Source organism: Sorangium sp. So ce131, from assembly GCF_051519095.1.
In the GTDB taxonomy this organism is placed as follows: domain Bacteria; phylum Myxococcota_A; class Polyangia; order Polyangiales; family Polyangiaceae; genus Sorangium.
Genome location: NZ_CP150455.1, coordinates 4789680 through 4807513 on the forward strand (window position 1 = coordinate 4789680; position 17834 = coordinate 4807513).

Annotated in this window: 14 protein-coding genes; 10 read left to right on the top strand and 4 right to left on the bottom strand. The window is 72.4% G+C overall.

Annotated features, from left to right (window positions below):
• The first annotated feature begins 37 nt into the window (after positions 1–37).
• The 5 genes from tsf (at position 38) to WMF43_RS17640 (ending at position 6908) form a co-directional block, all read left to right on the top strand.
• Entirely contained in the window at positions 38–988 is a 951-nt protein-coding gene (tsf, locus tag WMF43_RS17620; protein ID WP_437681560.1) for a translation elongation factor Ts, read from the top strand.
• A 9-nt stretch (positions 989–997) separates the two neighbouring features.
• Complete coding sequence (locus WMF43_RS17625; RefSeq protein ID WP_437681562.1) at positions 998–1960, top strand: polysaccharide deacetylase family protein; 963 nt, start codon at positions 998–1000, stop codon at positions 1958–1960.
• Between the two features lie 64 nt (positions 1961–2024).
• Positions 2025–3380: a hypothetical protein gene (locus WMF43_RS17630; RefSeq protein WP_437681564.1), complete on the top strand. Its 1356-nt coding sequence runs from the start codon at positions 2025–2027 to the stop codon at positions 3378–3380.
• Positions 3377–5449: a hypothetical protein gene (locus tag WMF43_RS17635; RefSeq protein ID WP_437681566.1), complete on the top strand. Its 2073-nt coding sequence runs from the start codon at positions 3377–3379 to the stop codon at positions 5447–5449. Before WMF43_RS17630 ends, WMF43_RS17635 begins: the two co-directional genes overlap by 4 nt.
• 499 nt (positions 5450–5948) lie before the next feature.
• A complete protein-coding gene (locus WMF43_RS17640) occupies positions 5949–6908 on the top strand; it encodes a hypothetical protein (protein ID WP_437681567.1) in 960 nt (319 codons plus the stop codon).
• A 276-nt stretch (positions 6909–7184) separates the two neighbouring features.
• On the opposite strand, the gene crcB is transcribed toward WMF43_RS17640, so the two are convergent.
• Positions 7185–7568 carry a fluoride efflux transporter CrcB gene (gene crcB / locus WMF43_RS17645; RefSeq protein WP_437684030.1) on the bottom strand — a complete coding sequence of 128 codons (384 nt, stop codon included), beginning with the start codon at positions 7566–7568 and terminating at the stop codon, positions 7185–7187.
• A gap of 89 nt (positions 7569–7657) precedes the next feature.
• Between crcB and WMF43_RS17650 the strand changes: the two genes are divergently transcribed.
• Positions 7658–9232 (top strand): AAA family ATPase, encoded by a 1575-nt coding sequence (locus WMF43_RS17650; RefSeq protein WP_437681569.1) that lies wholly within the window; start codon positions 7658–7660, stop codon positions 9230–9232.
• 3 nt (positions 9233–9235) lie between these two features.
• Here WMF43_RS17650 and WMF43_RS17655 read toward each other — a convergent pair whose 3' ends face one another.
• Complete coding sequence (locus tag WMF43_RS17655; protein WP_437681571.1) at positions 9236–10240, bottom strand: ABC transporter ATP-binding protein; 1005 nt, start codon at positions 10238–10240, stop codon at positions 9236–9238.
• 123 nt (positions 10241–10363) lie between these two features.
• Here WMF43_RS17655 and WMF43_RS17660 point away from each other — a divergent pair, with 123 nt between their 5' ends.
• From WMF43_RS17660 to WMF43_RS17675, 4 genes are read left to right on the top strand one after another with little or no spacing between them, the layout of a single operon-like run.
• On the top strand, positions 10364–10651 hold the full coding sequence (locus WMF43_RS17660) for a hypothetical protein (protein WP_437681573.1): 288 nt from the start codon (positions 10364–10366) through the stop codon (positions 10649–10651).
• Positions 10652–10670: 19 nt separating this feature from the next.
• The gene (locus WMF43_RS17665; RefSeq protein ID WP_437681575.1) at positions 10671–11504 is read left to right on the top strand and encodes a CheR family methyltransferase; all 834 of its coding nucleotides are present in this window, start codon (positions 10671–10673) and stop codon (positions 11502–11504) included.
• 18 nt (positions 11505–11522) lie between these two features.
• Positions 11523–14375 (top strand): [protein-PII] uridylyltransferase, encoded by a 2853-nt coding sequence (glnD, locus tag WMF43_RS17670; RefSeq protein ID WP_437681577.1) that lies wholly within the window; start codon positions 11523–11525, stop codon positions 14373–14375.
• Positions 14372–15436, top strand: a complete 1065-nt coding sequence (locus WMF43_RS17675; RefSeq protein WP_437681579.1) for a tetratricopeptide repeat protein — start codon at positions 14372–14374, stop codon at positions 15434–15436. Before glnD ends, WMF43_RS17675 begins: the two co-directional genes overlap by 4 nt.
• Positions 15437–15539: 103 nt before the next feature.
• Here WMF43_RS17675 and WMF43_RS17680 read toward each other — a convergent pair whose 3' ends face one another.
• Positions 15540–16451 carry a ParB/RepB/Spo0J family partition protein gene (locus WMF43_RS17680; RefSeq protein ID WP_437681581.1) on the bottom strand — a complete coding sequence of 304 codons (912 nt, stop codon included), beginning with the start codon at positions 16449–16451 and terminating at the stop codon, positions 15540–15542.
• The gene (locus tag WMF43_RS17685; RefSeq protein WP_437681583.1) at positions 16448–17377 is read right to left on the bottom strand and encodes a ParA family protein; all 930 of its coding nucleotides are present in this window, start codon (positions 17375–17377) and stop codon (positions 16448–16450) included. The genes WMF43_RS17680 and WMF43_RS17685 overlap by 4 nt, the downstream gene beginning before the upstream one ends.
• Positions 17378–17834: the final 457 nt, after the last annotated feature.

The window sequence follows — 17834 nt, forward strand, 5'->3', positions numbered from 1 at the left end:
GCGCGGCCTCTCCAATCTAGGTCGAAGGAGAATTGTCATGGCCGGCATCAATGCGCAGGCGATCAAGGAGCTTCGTGAGCGGACCCAGGCGGGGATGAGCGACTGCAAGAGCGCCCTCACGGAGGCCGAGGGCGACATGGAGAAGGCGGTCGAGATCATCCTGAAGAAGGGTCTCGCGAAGAGCGCCAAGCGGGCCGGCGCGTCCGCCACCGAGGGCGAGGTGCGCGCCTCGGTCGCGGCCGATCGGCGGAGCGCGACGATGGTCGAGGTCAACATCCAGACGGACTTCGCTGCCCGGAACGACGTGTTCCGGCAGTTCGTCGGCGACGTGCTCGCCGCGGCCGAGCAGGCGCCTGAGGGCGCGGACGTCGCGCAGCTCTCGATCGGCGGCAAGCCGGTCGCCGACGTCGCGACGGAGCTGACGGCGCGCATCGGCGAGAAGATCGCGGTGCGCCGCTGGGATCGGGTGTCGATCCCCGCGGGCAAGCACGGCGTCGCGCACGCCTACGTGCACCTGGGCGGCAAGATCGCCGTGCTCGTGGCGGTCGAGACGTCGAGCCAGGCGGTGGCCGAGCACCCCGAGGTGCAGAAGTTCGTCGAGGACACGGCGATGCAGGCCGCCGCGATGAGCCCGCTGGTCCTCCGCCGCGACGAGGTCACGGAGGAGCTGAAGGCGAAGCAGAAGGAGATCTTCGAGGCGCAGCTGCGCGAGGATCCGAAGCCGAAGCCCGAGTCCGCGTGGCCGAAGATCATCGAGGGCAAGTTCAACAAGTGGTTCTCGGAGGTCGCGCTGATCGAGCAGGAGTCGGTCGAGGCGGCGTCGCGCGGCCTCTCGGGCCAGACGATCGACAAGCTGCGTGAGGCGGCGGCGAAGGCGGCCGGCGGCGAGGTGACGCTCACCCGCTTCGTCCGGTACGAGCGCGGCGAGGGCATCGCGAAGAAAGAGGACGACTTCGCCGCCGAGGTGGCGAAGATGGCCGCGAGCTGACGCGGTCCGATGCGGGGCCGCCTGGCCGCCGTCTCGGTCGATCTCGACGAGATCCCGAACTACTTCGCGATCCACGGGCTCGCCGTCCCGGAGCGCTCCGGGGCGGCGGCCGCGCTGCACGCCGTCTATGACGTCGCGCTGCCGCGCATCGCCGCCTTCGCTGCTTCCCACGGCATCCCTGTCACGCTGTTCGCGATCGGCCAGGACCTCGCGCGCCCGGAGAGCGCGGCGGCCCTGCGCGCGCTGAGCGACGCGGGCCACGCGGTCGAGAACCACTCGTACTGGCATCGTTACGACCTCTCGCGGCTCCCGCGCGCCGCGATCGCCGAGGACGTGTTGCTCGGCGCCGAGGCGATCGTGGAGGCGGTGGGCCGGCGTCCCACGGGCTTTCGCGCGCCGGGCTACACCGTGAGCGACGCGCTCTTCGACGCGCTCGAGGCGGTCGGCGTCGCGTTCGACTCCTCGGTGTTCCCGAGCCCCCCGTACTACGCCGCGAAGGCGCTCGCGATGGGGGTGCAGCGGGTGAAGGGCAGGGGATCGGCGGCGATCCTGGACACGCCGCGCGTGCTCGCGGCCCCGCGCCGGCCTTACCGGCCGGGGCGCCCGTGGTACCTGCGCGGCGGGCGGCGTTTCGTCGAGCTGCCGATCCAGGTGACGCCCGGGCCGCGGCTGCCGGTGATCGGCACGAGCGTGGCGCTCGCGGGCGCGGCGGGCGCGCGGCTCCTGGCGCGCGCTTGCGCGGGGGAGGGGTTCGTCAACCTGGAGCTGCACGGGATGGACTTCCTCGACCGGAGCGACGGGCTGGAGGCGCTCGCGCCGGTTCAGCCGGAGCTCCGGGTGGCGCTGGGCAGGCGGATGGAGGCGCTGGGGGCGTTCGTGGAGGAGATCGCGCGGGGAGGGCGCGGAGGAGGCGGCGGAGCGCGGTTCGTGCGGCTGGACGAGGCGAGCCGGGAGCGCGGGCTCGTGGCGTGACCGGGGGGGCCGCGCGGGAGCGAATTTCCTGACGGGTTCAGGACCGTCGGCTACCTTCCCGGCGATGGAGTTCGAGCGCCTCCAGGAGCTCTACAACCGCTGCAATCCCGACGAACCGCTCTCGCCGGGAGACGCCCGCAACGTGGACATCGACCAGCGCGGCGTCCGCGGGGCTCACTGGACCAACAAGCTCGCGCGCCAGATCGAGCTCTCCAGGACGCCGGTCTGCCAGCTCTTCACCGGCCTGCGCGGGACGGGAAAGAGCACGGAGATCCAGCGCCTGGCCGAGCGCCTCTCCGATCCGAAGCGGCGCAACCTCCTCACGGTCCTGATCGACGCCGACGACGTCCTCGACCTCACGGTCGAGATCGACATCTCGGACGTGCTCGCGCTGATTCTGCAGCATACCGAGCGTGCCGTCCTGGCCGCCGAGGGAGGCGACGCGGCAGACGCCCTGACGGATGGGCCTCTCGGGCGGCTCTGGGCGTGGCTCTCGCGGACAGACGTCGAGATCGGGAAGTTCACGGCGGGTGTGGACGTGGGGTCCAAGGCGGGTGTCGCGGGCGCGAAGGCGGGCCTCGATCTCAACCTCAAGACCAACCCGACCGTGCGCCAGCGCGTCCGCGAGATCGTGGCCAAGCACCTGTCCACGTTCGTCCGCTTCGTGCACGACGAGCTCCGGGAGCTCGAGTGGCGCGCGCGCAAGCTCGGGCGCGCCGGCGTCGTCATCCTCTTCGATTCGCTGGAGAAGTTGCGGGGCACGAGCCTCACGTGGAAGCCGGTGCTCGAGAGCGCCGAGCGCATCTTCTCGAGCGGCGCGCCGTACCTCCAGCTCCCGGTGCACGTGCTCTACACGATCCCGCCGGCGCTCGCGCGCCGCATGGTCGAGCCTGTGTCGTTCCTGCCGATGATCAAGGTCCGGGACGTCGAGGGCAGGCTTCACCCCGAGGGCGTCGAGGTCATCGCGGAGCTCGTGAGGAAGCGCATCGACGAGGCCGCGCTCGAGGAGATCTTTGGCAAGGCCGCGCTCCGGGACCGGATCCGCGCCATCGCGCTCTGGTCGGGGGGCTATCCGCGCGAGATCGTGCGGCTCCTTCAGACGTTGCTCGAGCTCGAGGCGTTCCCCGTCGACGGGAAGACGCTCGAGCGGGAGCTCTACCGCGCGGGGAACGCCTACCGGAGCATCGTGTACGACAGCGGCGCGATCCCGTGGCTCGCGACGGTGAACCGCACGAAGCGGCTCATCACGAGCAATGATCAGGAGCGGGAGGCCGCCGACCACCTGCTCCAGAACAACGTCATCCTGCGTTACCTCAACGACGACGAGTGGGTTGATCTCCATCCGTCGGTGGCTGGGATGCAAGAGCTCGCCGGTCCCGCGCCCGACGCGAAGGACGCCGCGGTGGAGAGCGGCGCATGACCGGCGCCGCGGGGGGAGAGCGCTCGCGGCTGGTCCGGGCGCTCGCGCTCTCGCGGCGGTTCCACCTCTACCTCGCGCGCTGCGCGAGCCCCCGCGCGGCGGACGAGCTGGTCGCGGCGCTCTCGGCCGAGCTCCCGCGGCTCGGGCGCGCCGGCGTTCGTGTGGTGCGGCTGGAGCCGTACGGCGCGCGGCTGGAGGACACGCCGCTCACGGACGGCGAGCTCGCGGACCGCCTCCTGCTTCCGCTGCTCGACCCGCCGGAAGAGCTCCGGGGCGCGATCCACCTCGTCGACGCGTCGCGCGCGGCGTACGTGGACTCGGAGGCGTGGGCTCGCTTGTTTTCGCTCTGGAACGAGAAGCGCAACGTCCTGGGCTCATCCCGCGGCGAGGTCGTGGTGATGCTGCCGGCCGCGCTCGCGCCCGTGTTCGCGGCCGCAGCGCCGGACGTGTGGTCGATCCGGAGCGGGGAGTATGTGATTGACGAGGACGCGAGCGTGCGCGGAGCCGGCCTGGAGGCCCACGCGCAGGGATCCATCTCGTTTGTGGGCGCAGCTCGCGTGGCCCTCCCCTCCGGCATGGCGACGGCAACGGGGCGCATCGACGACGCTCTGTTGCTCCTGCGTGCCGTCTCGCCGCTCGCGCTCTTTGGCGGCGATTTCGTGGTCCGACCCTGGATCGAGGACCTCCTCTCCGCGCGCGCTGCGCGCGAGATCAGCGAGCCGACGTCCGATGACCAGCAGGGGCTTCAGCGGGGCGCGCCGCGCATCGCGGCGCAGCGCAAGCTGCGCCTCGCCGAGTGGGCGCTCACCGAGAGGCGATTCGACGAGGTCGAGGCGCTCTGCACCGACGTCATAGAGCGCGGCGACGGCGAGGATGTGGAGCTCACGGCCCAGGCGCTCTCAGGCCTAGCGATCGCGCTCGCCGCGCGAGATCGCGCGACCGAAGCCGCGGTCCATGGGCATCGGGCGCTTTCGCTCATCGGTTTCTCGCTCAACGAGTCCGAAGGGGCTCGGGACTTCTCGCTCCTCGGCGTCTCGCTGCACGACGACCACGCGGTCGACGCGCGCTCATCGCAGGCGGCAGTAGCTCGCGTCCTGCGGGCCAACGCGCTCGTACAGTGGTGCCTTGGCCACCTCGAGCAGACGGATCGGCTCGACTGCGCGCTCTGGCTTCTGCTCGGGCGCTCCCCCGGATGGCATCAGTCACACGTCCTTCGAATCGCCGAGCGCGGCCAGGTGGCCAGGGCGAGGAAGGAGAGCTCGAAGCTGCTCCGTCCCAGACTGCTTCCTCCGTTGACGGAAGAGAACCCGGTCGCGGTGAGCTCCCTGGAGCATGAGGTGCGAGAGCGCCGCGGTGGGGAGCCCCTCGCGCGGCTCCTGGCCATGGATCTCGACCTCCTCGCCGGCGATCTCGACAATGCGCTTCGCCATCTCGAACAAGCGGGCGCCGAGGAGCGCGGCGCTTGGCCGCAGGCGCATGCGCGCCTCGCTCAGCGCTGCGATGCTGCCCTGGCGATCATCGAGATCGCTCGTGGAAACACGGAACGGGCTTCGAAGCTCCTGGCGCGTCCGCAGGGTGCACAGACGCTCTCCTCCCAGGAGATCGAGCCGGAGGGGGCCTTACGGGCAGACGCCTTCCATGCGTATGCCTCCGGCGTCCTCGCGATGGTCACGGGGGCTCCTGAAGGCGCCTCGACATGGTTCGAGCGAGCGCTCGTTTTCATCGCCGAGTGGGAACGCTCTGGTCTGGATTTCCGGTCACGCATGCGCGCGCGGGTGGCCGTCGAGCTGCTCTCGATCGTGCTCCAGCCGGAAGGGGATGGCGCCGTCGCGCCGGCGCGCGCTCTCGCCGGCAAGGCCGGCGCGCTCCTTGGCGACACCGCGGAGGACCACGTGAGCCGTGTGCTCGCCGTGGCCGCGCACCGCGAGCTCTCGCGGCGCCTCGCGAGCGCCGGCGCCGGTGATGCCCGAGCCGCCGCGCAGCGCGCCGCGGCGCTCGCCCAGCCCCTGGGTGGCCTCGACGTGCCCGCATGGGACGAGCTGCTCCGGATCGCTGAGCGCTCGCTCTGAGTTTTCCTGCGGGCGGTGTGGGCGTGGCGCGCTGTTGCCGGCTGGAGGACAGGGGAGGTCTTGACGCAACGCGTCGTGTGCGCGTTCCCGAGCGTCGTGCGCGCGTTCCCGAGCGTCGTGCGCGCGTTCCCGAGCGCCGTGCGCGCGTTCCCGAGATCTCTGGCGTGCGGGGCCGAGAGGTTTCCCGCGCGCCCCGCCCGTGTCGTGCGCGCGTTCGATCCACCTGTGCGCGCGTCGCGCAGCGCCGTGCGCGTGCCTCGGCCCGGTGGTGCGCCGGCTTGACCAGCATTGCGCGCCGCCGCCCGCCGGCCTCGCGCGCGCCATTGGCCGCCGTGGCGCTGTCCGCTCCGTGCCGTGCGCGCCGCACCGCTCCGTGCTCACCCCCGCCGCCGGTCTCGCGCCGCCTTCCCGGTGCGAAGTGCCCTTTGGTCGGGCTCGTCGCGCCATGATCCTGCCCAGTGGATGTGCTCATTGACGCTTTCCCATAGCTTCTCCTCTCATGGCCACTTCCAAGACCAAGAAGCCCGCGCCGGCCGGCTCGCCGGCCGAGGCACCGATCGTTTCATCCACCACCATCACCCTCGACCTGCTCGCGAGGGAGCTCGGCCCCGCCGACGGCACGTTCGCCGCGCGGACGTTCGCGGGCATCCCCGAGGAGGACCTCGTCGCGGAGGGGACGCGCATCGATTCGCAGAGCCTCATCGATGACGTCCCGCACTTCGTCGCCTCTGCGCGGCGCATTCTGGGCTCGCTGTCGGAGAGCCAGCGCAGCAAGGTGCGCATGCCCGCGGCGCTGTTGCCGCTGCTCGTCGCCGAGGCGGGCAGGCTGCAGGCGATGAAACGGTCGCACGATGCGGAGGCGACCGAGGTCGCCGGGGCGAGGGCTGCAGTCGAGGCGCAGGGGCGGAGCGCGATGCGCGACGGCATCGCCGAGCGCGATCTCTGCTACGACGGCCTGCGCAACGCGCTCGGCGCGCGCCGCATGGCGAGGGTCGACGCCATCGTGGGGCGAGCGGATTCGCCCGAGAACCTCGCCAAGGGCCTCGAGGCGCTCGCGGCCTTCATCGAGGAGACCAGGAGGGCCGATCCGTTGCAGGACGGGAAGCTCCTCGAGGATTACGGCGTCGGCGCGGAGTGCGCGGCCACGCTCCGGGCGACGGCGCAGAGGGTGCGCGGGACCGCCAGCGTGCAGATCGCCACCGGGCGGCGGGTGACCCAGCGCGCGCTCGATCTTCAGGACGGGAGGGTCGCGATCGTGATCGAGAAGATCCTCCGCGCATTCAGGTCGGCGCGGCGGGTGGATGGAACCATCCTCGTGCCCGAGCTCAACAAGGCTGCGTGGATGTTCGAGGTTCGCTCCGGCAACTCCAAGAAGGCTTCCTCCACCGGGAGCGAGGCGCCCGCCGGGAATCCGGCAGCGCCGGAGGAGACGTCGCCTCTCCTTGGGGGTGACGGATGAGGTAGCAGGGGAGCTCGCCTCCCAAGCCCCGCCTTTCGTCTTTCGTCCCTCGTCTCTCCTCTCCCGTCTTCGTGCTCGTCTTCGTGCTCGTGATCGTGCTCGCTCCATCCCGTCCCACGTGGATCGAGACGACCTGCGTGACGGTACGAGCGTGCACGAAGACGAGCACGAAAGACGAAGACGAAAGACGAAGGACGTGAGACGAAAGACGAAAGATGTTCATGGGCGGCTCATGCCGTCACGGGAACCCGCTACGGCTCCCGGGAGCTCACCACCTCAGATCGCGAGCAGCCGTTTCGCAGCGATCATCCCCATCACACCCGCGATCAAACACCCCGCCACGGTAATCACGACGTTCGCCACCCCCGCCATCCACGCCTCATTCTGAACCAGCTTGATCGTCTCATAATTGAAGCTCGAGTACGTGGTGAACCCCCCCATCACCCCCGTGCTCAACCCGAGCCGCAGCGTCGGCGACAGCAGCTCGCTCATCGCCGCGACCTGCATGATCACCCCGAGCAAGAACGACCCGACGACGTTGACGGCGAGCGTCCCGTACGGGAACCCCACGCCGAAGCGCTGCTGACACCACGTCGACACCCCATAACGCGCGAGCGTCCCCACCGCTCCACCGAGACCGATCCAGAACCACCTCTCCATCCGCTTCCCCTTCGCCCAGCCTTCCGCCGCCACCGCGCTCGTCGTCCGCACCTTGCTTCCGCCTCGTCGCTGGCCCAAGGCTCGCCTGGGTGAAGCGCCGCTTCAACACGGCCGGCCCCTGCCGCCCCGATCTGCACTACATGGTCCCGGCCGAGAGCCGGCTGCCGGAGGCCCCGGGCCTCGTCGCGCAGATGGGCTACTTCGTCGTCCACGCCCCCCGGCAGACCGGCAAGACCACCGCCCTGCGCGCGGTCGCCGAGCGGCTCACCACCTCCGGCCGCCACGCCGCCGTCCTCTTCTCCTGCGAGGAAGGCGCCGCCGCCGGCGACGACTACGGCTCCGCCCAGCGCGCCGTCCTGCGCGAGCTCGCGCGCGCGGCCCAGATCGCGCTCCCGCCCGAGCTCCAGCCGCCCCCGTTCTCGCTCGACGGCGACGAGGGCCTCCTCTCCGCCGCCCTCACCGGCTGGGCGCGCGCCTGCCCGCGGCCGCTCGCCCTCTTCTTCGACGAGATCGACGCCCTCCGCGGCCAGAGCCTGCTCAGCGTCCTCCGCCAGCTCCGCGCCGGCTTCCCGAGCCGCCCTGAGCACTTCCCCGCCTCGGTCATCCTCTGCGGCCTGCGCGACGTGCGCGACTACAAGGCCGCGAGCGGCGGGGATCCGGAGCGCCTCGGCACCGCCAGCTCGTTCAACATCAAGCTCGCTTCCCTGCGCCTCGGCGATTTCTCCGAGGAAGAGCTCCGCGCCCTCTACGCCCAGCACACCGCCGACACGGGCCAGGTCTTCGAGGAGGCGGCGCTCGCCCGCGCCTTCGAGCTCACAGGGGGCCAGCCCTGGCTCGTGAACGCCCTCGGCCGCGAGATCGTCGAGGAGATGGTCGTCCCGCCCGGCGAGCCCATCAGCCTCGCGCACGTCGAGCAGGCCAAGGAGCGCCTCCTCCTCGCCCGGGCGACCCACCTCGACTCGCTCGTCAGCAAGCTCGTCGAGCCCCGCGTGCGGCGCGTGCTCGAGCCCATGCTCGCGGGGACGTACCGCGGCGGCGGCGACACCTACGACGACGACGCCTCCTACGTCCGCGATCTCGGGCTCGTCGCCCAGGACAAGCCGCTGCGCATCGCCAACCCCATCTACCGCGAGGTGATCGCCCGCGTCCTCTCCTCGTCGGCCGAGGAGAGGCTCGACGCCCCGCGCGCGCGTTTCCTCCTGCCCGACGGGCGCCTCGCCTTCCGGCGCCTGCTCCGCGCGTTCGCCGCCTTCTGGCACGAGCACGGCGAGGTGCTCGCCTCCGGCATGCCCTATCCGGAGGTCGCGCCGCAGCTCGTCCTCATGGCCTTCCTCCAGCGCGCGGTCAACGGCGGCGGCTTCATCGATCGCGAGTACGGCGTCGGCCGCGGGCGCATCGACCTGCTCGTGCGTTTTCCCTACCAGAGGCCCGACGGCTCCCGGGCCGTCCAGCGGCGCGCGCTGGAGCTCAAGGTGTGGCGCGAGGGCCAGAAGGATCCGCTCCGCGAAGGCCTCGCCCAGATCGACGGCTACCTCGCGCGCCTGCGGCAACGGCGCGGGACGCTCGTGATCTTCGACGCCCGCGGGCGGCTCGGCCGGAGCGCGCCCCGGTTCTCCGAGGCGACCACGCCGCGAGGGCGCCGCGTCGCCGTGCTCCGCCTCTGACGCCTACTCCGCCGCCTTCCTGAACTCGATCACCCGCCCGCCGTCCCCCTCGCCGGGCGCCGGGAGCGCCGGCCGGTTCACCCGGGAGACCTTCTCCGGCGCCACCCCCGCCGCCGCGATGAACGCCCGCGCCTGCTCGTTGTCGCCGTAGGCCAGATCGTCCGGCGTCCCCGACGCGATGACGCGCCCCTGGATCACGAGGAACGCCTGGTGCGCGATGCGGAACGTGCTCGCCATGTCGTGCGAGATCACCACGCTCGTCACGTTGTAGCGCGCCCGCGTCTCCTCGATCAGGTCGTCGACCATCCGGCTCGTCAGCGGATCGAGCCCGCTGGTCGGCTCGTCGTAGATCAGGATCTCGGGCTCGAGCATCAGCGCGCGCGCGAGCCCCACGCGCTTGCGCTGGCCGCCGGACAGCTCCGACGGCATCCGGTCCTCCTTGTTCTCGAGGCCCAGCGAGTTCAGCATGCCCACGACCTTCTCGCGGATGTCCTTCTTCGACATGTGCTTCCGGTGCTCCCGCAGCGGGAACGCCACGTTGTCGAAGATCGTCAGCGAGTCGAGCAGCGCCGCGTACTGGAACACCATGCCGAACCGCTGGCGCATGCGGTTCATCTCGTAGTCGTTCAGCACACCCATGTCCTCGCCGTCGACCCAGATGTGCCCGGTGGTCGGCCGCTCGAGGCCGATGAGCAGCCGGAGCAGCGTCGTCTTTCCCGCGCCCGATCCGCCGATGATCACCGCCGTCTCGCTCCGCCGGAGGTGCATCGTGATGCCGTGGAGCACCTTCGTCGGACCGAACGATTTCTTGAGGTCGTCGACGAAGATGTGATCCTCGGGTAGCCAGCCCGGCGGCCGCGCGCCGTCCTGCATCGCGCCGGGGGCGCCGCCGTTCTGCTTCGCGCCCGGGGCGCCGCCGTTCTGCTTCGCCCCGGGGGCGCCGCCGGGCTGCTTTGCGCCGGGGGCGGCGCCGTCCTGGGGGGGGTGGCTGGGCGGCCTCCTCGACATCGGGGCGGTAAGGTACCACGGAGCTGGACCCCGAGCGCGTCGATCCCCGCCCTTCGGCCGCCCATCGCCGGATCCGCTCACCGCGCGCTTGACGCGGCCGGGCGCGGGACGGAAACGTTGCTCATGACAGACGACATCGTTCAGGCAGCGCTCGACGCGGCCGAGGCCAAGATCGACAAGGAAGGCTGGGCCGAGCTCCCCGAAGGGCGACTCCTGACGCTCTACGCCGCGCACGACGGCGTGTCGCTCCAGGTGACCAAGATCGAGGCGATCCTCCGCGTGGACGGGCTCCTCAAGGCCCGCAGCAACAAGGGCGAGACGTTCCTGCTCGCGCGCAAGGACGTCTTCGCCGTCGCCCTCGACGGCGGCGCCAAGGGAGCCCAGGCCAGGAAGGCCGGCTTCCTGGGCTGATCGCGGCGCCGCCCCCCCCATGGCCCGACCGCCGAGAACAGGAGAAGGCCCCGCGGCGCGCTCCGAGAGCCGGGCCGTCGACCTGGCGCTCGCCGAGCTGGAGCGCCGCTACGGCCTCGGCCGCAGCCTCGCCGCGCCCGGATGGGTGCGCGAGCGGGTCCTCGCCATCCTGAACGGCGTGGCCGCCCGCCTCGGCGTGTCCCCGCTCGCCGCCGCCGAGCAGCTGCCCGAGGACAAGAAGGCCCTCGAGGAGATCGTCGGGGCGCTCCGCGTGGGGGAGACCCGGTTCTACCGCGATCCCATCATCTGGGAGGCCATCACCGCCACGGTGCTGCCCAAACTGCCGCCCGACCTGCCCATCGCCGGCCTCTCCGCCGGCTGCAGCACCGGCGAGGAGGCCTACACCCTCGGCATGATCCTCGCCAGCGCGGGCCGCCGCTTCAGCGTGCTCGGCGTCGACCGCTCCACCGCCGCCGTCGACGCGGCGCGCGAGGCCGTCTACTCGGCCGAGGCCGCCGAGCAGCTCCCCCCGGCGCTCGTTCAGCGGTACTGTGAGCTCAAGGGCGGCGCGCTGCACGTCTGCCAGAAGCTCCGCGACGTCGTGTCCTTCGAGGTCTGCGACCTCGTCCACGCGGTGCCGAGCGGAGGCTTCCAGATCATCTTCTTCAAGAACGTTCTCCTGTATCTTGCCGAGCCTGCCGGCGACGCGGTGGCCCGCCGCCTCGCGGCCGAGCTCGGCCCAGGCGGGCTCCTCTTCTCGGCAGCGAGCGAGGCGCCGCGCCTCTGCGGCGCCGGTCTCACCCCCGTCCGGGTCAACGCGCAGGTCACCGCCTTCCGCGCCCCGAGCACCTGAGCAAGCTACACACACCGCATGAGCTTCGACCTCTCCCCCGTCTCCAGGCCCAGCGGGCTCCCCGAGCTCCGCGCCGCCTACGCGCGCGAGCGCGCGGCGCTCGATCGCACCGTGCCGAGCGGCCCCTCTCCGGCGGCGGACCCGGCCGCGCTCGGGGTCGCCCTCGGGCGGCGCCACGCGCGCCTGCTCGACGACCTCCTCGCCCGCCTCTTCCAGCTCCTGCGCGAGTCCGGCAACCCGAGCCGCGCCGCCTGGGACGCGGTCGCGATCGCCGGCGTGGGCGGCTACGGTCGGGGGGCCGTCGCGCTGCGGAGCGACCTCGACGTGCGCATCCTCGCCCGCGACGCGCAGCGCGCCGGCGCCATCGCGGACGCGCTGCTCTACCCGCTCTGGGACATGGGCGTCACCGTGGGGCACCAGGTCGTCACCATCGACGACCTCGTCGAGAGCGCGCGCGAGGACCTGCCCACCGCGACGAGCCTGCTCGACTGGCGGCACGTCGTCGGCGACGCGTCGCTGTCGGAGGCGCTCTGGCAGCGCGCCGCCAACGGGCTGTTCGCGCACTCGGAGCTGCCCCGCTTCATCGAGCGGCTCGGCAAGGAGATCGCGCAGCGGCACGAGCGCTTCGGCGGCTCGGTCTACCTGCTCGAGCCGGACGTGAAGAACGGCGCCGGCGGGCTGCGCGACCTCGACGTCGCCCGCTGGGCGGCGAAGGCGCGCTACGGCGTCGGCGAGTTCGAGGCGCTCGTCCGCTTCGGCGCGCTCGTCGCCCGCGAGGCGGAGGAGATCCGGGGCGCCGCGGAGATGCTCTGGCGCATCCGGAACCTCCTCCACGCGCAGTCCGGGCGGCGGACCGACCGGCTCACGTTCGACCAGCAGGAGATCTGCGCGGGCGCGCTCGGCTACAGCAAGGCCGCGGGGCCCGGCGGCGCGGGCGCGCCGCCCTCGTCCGAGCCCGCCGTGTCGCCCGAGGCGGTCGAGCGCATGATGAGCGACTACTACCGGAGCGCCCGGACCATCTCGCGCGCCCTCGACATGATCATCTCGCGCGCCACGCCGACGCTCACGCGGCGGCGCCGCCGCGACGAGGACCTCGGCGCCGGCGTCCGGCTCTTCGACGGCTGCATCACGATGAGCGATCCGGACCTGCTCCGGACCGATCCGGCGATCGCCCTCCGGCTCGTCTCCGAGGCCGTCGACCGCGGCGTGCCGCTCTTGCCCTACGCGCGCGGGGCGATCGTCCGCGCGGCCGGGGATCCGGCGTTCTGCGCGGCGCTGCGCGAGAGCGCCGAGGCCGCCGAGCGCTTCCGCACCCTCGTCGCCACCTGCAAGGAGACCGCGCTCCAGAGCGGCTCGGTCGTGCGCGAGCTGCACGACCTCGGCCTCCTGCTCGCCATGATCCCCGAGTTTCTGCCCGTCGTCGGGCGCGTGCACCACGACGTCTACCACGTGTACACCGTCGACGTGCACTCGGTCGCCGCGGTGGATCGGCTCGCGGCGCTCGTGCGCGGCGAGCTCGCGGGGGAGTTCGGGCTCGCGTGCCGGCTCGCCGCCGAGGCGACGCGGCCGACGATGCTGTTCTTCGCCACGCTCCTGCACGACGTGGGCAAGGCGATCGGCGGCACCGATCACAGCCGGCGCGGCGCGGAGATGGCGAGGGCGATCCTGGAGCGGCTCGGCTTCCCGCCGGAGGACGTCGACGAGGCGTGCCACCTCATCCTGAAGCACCTCGTGATGTACCTCATCGCCACGCGGCGCGACCTCGACGACCCCGCGACGATCGCGGAGTTCTGCCAGGAGGTGCACGGCCGCGAGGGGCTGCGCGATCTGTTCCTGCTCACGGTCGCGGATCTGTCGACCACGAGCCCGACGTCGATGACGTCGTGGAAGGCGCGGATGCTCGACGAGCTCTACCTCGCCGCGGACGGGGCGCTGCGGGGCGCGCGGGGCGAGGCCGGCCCGATCGGCGCCGACGACCAGCGCATGGCCCGCGCGATCAGCGGCACGGTGGGCGCCCTCGAGGATCTGCCGGCGGCGGGCGAGGCGGAGCGGCACGCGCGGCGGGATTTCCTGGCCCGCTACCTCGCGTCGATGCCCGAGCGCTACCTCCTCTCGAACAGCCCGGCGGCGATCGCCGCGCACTCCGAGCTCGCGCGGCAGCAGCAGTCCTCCCAGAACGGCGCCTCGGTCGCGCTCGTGCCGTCGCGGCACCCGGAGGCCGCGGAGGTCTGCGTGGTCGCGCCGGATCGCCCCGGCCTGCTCGCGGCGATCACCGCGGCGCTCGCCGCGTCGCGCCTCGAGGTCCACGCCGCGCAGATCCACTCGCGCGCGTGCGAGGACCTCGGCCTCGAGGAGGGCGGGATGCTCCGCGCGAGGGCGGGCTCGTCCCCGCCGGCGGGCGTGCGCCTGCAGGCCGTCGACCTGTTCTGGGTGCGCGATCGCGGCGACGGGGTAGGGGGGGTCGCCCGCGCGATCCCGAAGCTCATGGTCGACATCCAGTCGGTGCTCTCGGGCCAGATCTCCGGCGCCGAGCTCGCGAAGAAGCGCCGGGGCGGCGCGCTGCGCGAGCGCCCGACGCCGAAGGTGCGGACGCAGATCTCCATCGACGATCGCGCCTCGCACCACACGGTGATCGAGGTCCTCACGCGCGACCGGCCCGGGCTCCTGTTCGCGATCTCGGACGCGCTCTACCAGCTCGGCCTGTCGATCTCGGTCGCCAAGATCAACACGGAGGGGACGCGCGTGGTCGACGTGTTCTATGTGAGCGAGGCGGACGGGACGAAGATCGCGCCCGGCAAGCGGACGCAAGAGGTCGAGGAGCGGCTCCACGCCGTGCTCCAGGGGATGGACGACGAAGGGAGTGTCGGATGAACGAGAGGTGGACAGCGCGCGCGGCGCGGGGGACGGCCGGCGCGCGGGCGGTCGTGACGTTCGTGTCGGTCGCGGCGCTCGCGGCGCTCGCGCCGTGCGTGGCGGGGTGCGGGGGAGCGCAGGAGCCGCCGCGCGAGCCGCTGTTCGCCGATCCGCCGGACGGCAGCGACGAGGCGGCCTCGCGGGGCGCGTCGTCCACCGAGCTGGACCGGGGGATCGCCTACATCAAGAACGAGAAGTACGAGGAGGCGAAGCAGCACCTCGCGCGGGCGGTCGCGCACGAGCCGCGCAACGCCGAGGCGTCGTACTACCACGGGCTCGCGTGCGAGAAGACGAACGACCGCGCGGGCGCGGAGGCGTCGTACAAGAAGGCGCTCGAGAACGATCCGAAGCTCGAGGCCGCCTCGCTGAACCTGGCGGCGCTCTACCTCGACGAGCCGCCGCGCCCCGACGAGGCGATCGCGGTGCTCACGAAGGCGCTCGAGCACGCCCCCGGCCGGGCGCCGCTCCACCAGAACCTCGGCTACGCGTACGGCCTGAAGCGCGACGTCGCGAGCGCGAGCAAGCATTACGAGGCGGCGATCAAGGCCGAGGACACGGCCGCGACCCGCTTCGCCTACGGCGCGATGCTGTTCGAGGCGAAGGAGCACGACCGGGCGGCGGCGGAGCTCAAGAAGGCGCTCGCCCAGACCGGCGACGACGTGGCGACGATCGCGACGATCGGGCGGATGCTCGGGCCGGCGGGGGCCTACGCGGACTGCGTCGCGGCGTTCGATCGCGCGATCAAGCTGAAGCCGGACGCCGAGCTCTACGTGCGCCGCGGGACGTGCCGGCACGAGCTGAAGGACGAGCAGGGGGCGCGCGCGGACTACGAGGCGGCGATCAAGGTCGACCCGCGCTTCGCCGCCGCGCACTACTACCTCGGCCTGTCGTTCCTGGCCGAGCGCAGGCCGCAGAGCGCGCTCCGGGCGCTGACCGAGGCGGAGAAGCTCGGGGGCGACACCGAGATCGGCAAGCGCGCGCGCGCGAAGGTGAAGGAGCTGAGCGCGAAGTTCAGGTGATCCGGCGATCGGGCCGGCGCGTGGCGGCCTGAGCCGCCGTCGCCGCCGGCCCTCGCGCGGCGCTCGCGCCCGCAGGTCGGGCCGGCGCCTCACGCGCGCCGGCTCACGCGCCGATCAACTCGAGGAGGCGGTCCAGCTCGTCGAGCGAGCCGTAGGTGATGCCGAGCTCGCCGCGGCCGCCGTCGTCGCGCACCTCGACGCGCGTCCCGAGCCGCCGCATGAGGCGCGCCTCCAGGTCCTTGATCGCCGGCGACTTCCCGCCGCGCTTCTTCTCGCCGGGGTCCTCGCCGCCGTCCGCGGCGGCGGCCCGGCCCTCCTTCACCTTGGCCGCCTTGATCAGCGCCTCGACCTTGCGGACAGGGAGCTTGCCGTGGACCGTCCGATCGGCGACCTCGGCCATCACCTTGTCGTTCGGCGCGCCGAGCAGCGCCCGCGCGTGGCCCTCGCTGAGCTCGCGCGAGATCACCATGCTCCGGATCCGCTGCGGCAGCCGGAGCAGCCGGAGCGAGTTGACGATGGTCGTGCGGTCCTTGCCCACCCGCTCCGCGAGCGTCTGGTGCGTGTAGCTGTGCTCGCGCAGCAGCCGGTCGAACGCCTCGGCGATCTCGATCGGGTTGAGGTCGGCGCGCTGGACGTTCTCGACCAGCGCGAGCTCGAACGCCTCCTTCGGCGAGACGTCCTTGACGACGACCAGCACCTCGCGGAGCCCCGCGCGCTGCGCCGCGCGCCACCGCCGCTCGCCGGCGATGAGCTCGAAGCCGTCGCTCCCGGCCTGCGTCCGGCGCACGATGAGCGGCTCGATGAGCCCGTGCTCGCGGATGCTCCCGGTGAGCTCCTCCAGCTCCGTCTCGTCGAAGTGCTGCCGCGGCTGCCCCTTCTGCGGGACGATCTTCTCGATCGCGCAGACGAACACGCTGCGCCCCTCGGTGCTCGGCTGCGCCGACGGCGGCGCCGGGAGCAGGGCGTCGAGCCCCCGTCCGAGCGCGCGCCGGGCGCCTTTCTGATCGGCGTTCATGATCTCGGTCGTGCGTCCCTCGCGCGCGCTCCGCCGGTGGTCGGCGGGGAATCGGCCTGTCGCTCCGCCTCGGCGGCGTCCGCGCGCTGCCGGCTGGCCGCGTCCGCCGCGGCGGGCGCGCCCTCCATGATCTCGCGCGCGAGGCTCAGGTAGCCCTGCGCCCCCTTCGACTGGGCGTCGTAGAGCAGCGCCGGCTTGCCGTGGGAGGGCGCCTCGCTGAGCTTCACGTTGCGCGGGATGATCGCGTCGAAGACGCGGAAGTGCGCCTTCACCTCGTCGGCCACCTGGTGGGTGAGCGAGTTGCGCCCGTCGAACATCGTGAGCACGACGCCCTCGACCGAGAGCCCCGGGTTGAACCCGTTGCGCACCCGGTCGATGGTGGCCATGAGGTGCGTGAGCCCCTCGAGCGCGTAGTACTCGCACTGGAGCGGCACGAGCACCCGGTGCGCCGCGGTGAGCGCGTTCAGCGTGAGCAGGCCGAGCGACGGCGGGCAGTCGAGGACGACGAAGTCGTAGCGCGCGAGCTCAGGGGCGATCGCGCCGCGCAGCCGCACCGCGCGGTCGCTCGCGTCCACGAGCTCGAGCTCCGCCGCCACGAGGTCCTGCGTCGCGGGCACCACGTCGAGCAGCGGGACCTCGGTCGCGACGATCGCGTCCTTCAGCGCCGCCTGCCCGATGAGGACGTCGTAGAGGGACACCTCCACGCTCCGGCGCCGCACGCCGACGCCGCTCGACGCGTTCGCCTGCGGATCGCAGTCGATGAGCAGGGTGCGGCGCTCCGCCGCGGCGAAGCTCGCGGCCAGGTTGACCGAGGTCGTGGTCTTGCCGACGCCACCCTTCTGGTTGGCGATGGCGAAGACCACAGGCGGAGGCTTGGAGGCGGAGCCGGGTTTGCCGGCCGCGCCCCCGTCGTTGGGCGAGGGCATCGTGCTGTGTCGCGTCCGACCCGGCTGCTTACACGACCCCCAACGGCACGTCGAGAGAAGCAGGAGCCTCGGCTCTGTTCCCCCGCTGCTCCCCCGCTCTGTTTCCCCCGCGTTGTTCCCCCCGCTTCCGCCCGCTTCCCCCCTCTCCGGCGTTCGCTCGCCAGATTGTTGGCCTGAACGGCGGGGGCGTCTACAGTGACCCACATGTCGCTTGATGTGGTCAAGGGTGATCGCGCGGCGGGGCATCCGGCCCGCGGGCGCGCTTCGAGGCGAGGCCGCTGCCTCGGGCTCGGGGGCGCGCTGCTGGCTCCGGTCGACCCGGGTCCGGTCGATCGCGTCCTTGCCCGCGCGTTCTGGTGCGACGGACGCGAGCGCGCGCCGCTCGCCCCCGCGCAGGTCCTCGTGCTTACGCCTTCGCTTCAACCCAGGTCGGCGCCTGGCCCGCGCCGCCGTCCCC

Bases quoted from the DNA above. Each gene is read 5' to 3' on its own strand.
- WMF43_RS17655 (WP_437681571.1), bottom strand. From the start codon at position 10,240: ATGTCGAGGAGGCCGCCCAGCCACCCCCCCCAGGACGGCGCCGCCCCC.
- glnD (WP_437681577.1), top strand. From the start codon at position 11,523: ATGAGCTTCGACCTCTCCCCCGTCTCCAGGCCCAGCGGGCTCCCCGAG.
- WMF43_RS17680 (WP_437681581.1), bottom strand. From the start codon at position 16,451: ATGAACGCCGATCAGAAAGGCGCCCGGCGCGCGCTCGGACGGGGGCTC.
- crcB (WP_437684030.1), bottom strand. From the start codon at position 7,568: ATGGAGAGGTGGTTCTGGATCGGTCTCGGTGGAGCGGTGGGGACGCTC.
- WMF43_RS17665 (WP_437681575.1), top strand. From the start codon at position 10,671: ATGGCCCGACCGCCGAGAACAGGAGAAGGCCCCGCGGCGCGCTCCGAG.
- WMF43_RS17640 (WP_437681567.1), top strand. From the start codon at position 5,949: ATGGCCACTTCCAAGACCAAGAAGCCCGCGCCGGCCGGCTCGCCGGCC.
- WMF43_RS17635 (WP_437681566.1), top strand. From the start codon at position 3,377: ATGACCGGCGCCGCGGGGGGAGAGCGCTCGCGGCTGGTCCGGGCGCTC.
- WMF43_RS17685 (WP_437681583.1), bottom strand. From the start codon at position 17,377: ATGCCCTCGCCCAACGACGGGGGCGCGGCCGGCAAACCCGGCTCCGCC.
- WMF43_RS17625 (WP_437681562.1), top strand. From the start codon at position 998: ATGCGGGGCCGCCTGGCCGCCGTCTCGGTCGATCTCGACGAGATCCCG.
- tsf (WP_437681560.1), top strand. From the start codon at position 38: ATGGCCGGCATCAATGCGCAGGCGATCAAGGAGCTTCGTGAGCGGACC.
- WMF43_RS17675 (WP_437681579.1), top strand. From the start codon at position 14,372: ATGAACGAGAGGTGGACAGCGCGCGCGGCGCGGGGGACGGCCGGCGCG.
- WMF43_RS17630 (WP_437681564.1), top strand. From the start codon at position 2,025: ATGGAGTTCGAGCGCCTCCAGGAGCTCTACAACCGCTGCAATCCCGAC.
- WMF43_RS17660 (WP_437681573.1), top strand. From the start codon at position 10,364: ATGACAGACGACATCGTTCAGGCAGCGCTCGACGCGGCCGAGGCCAAG.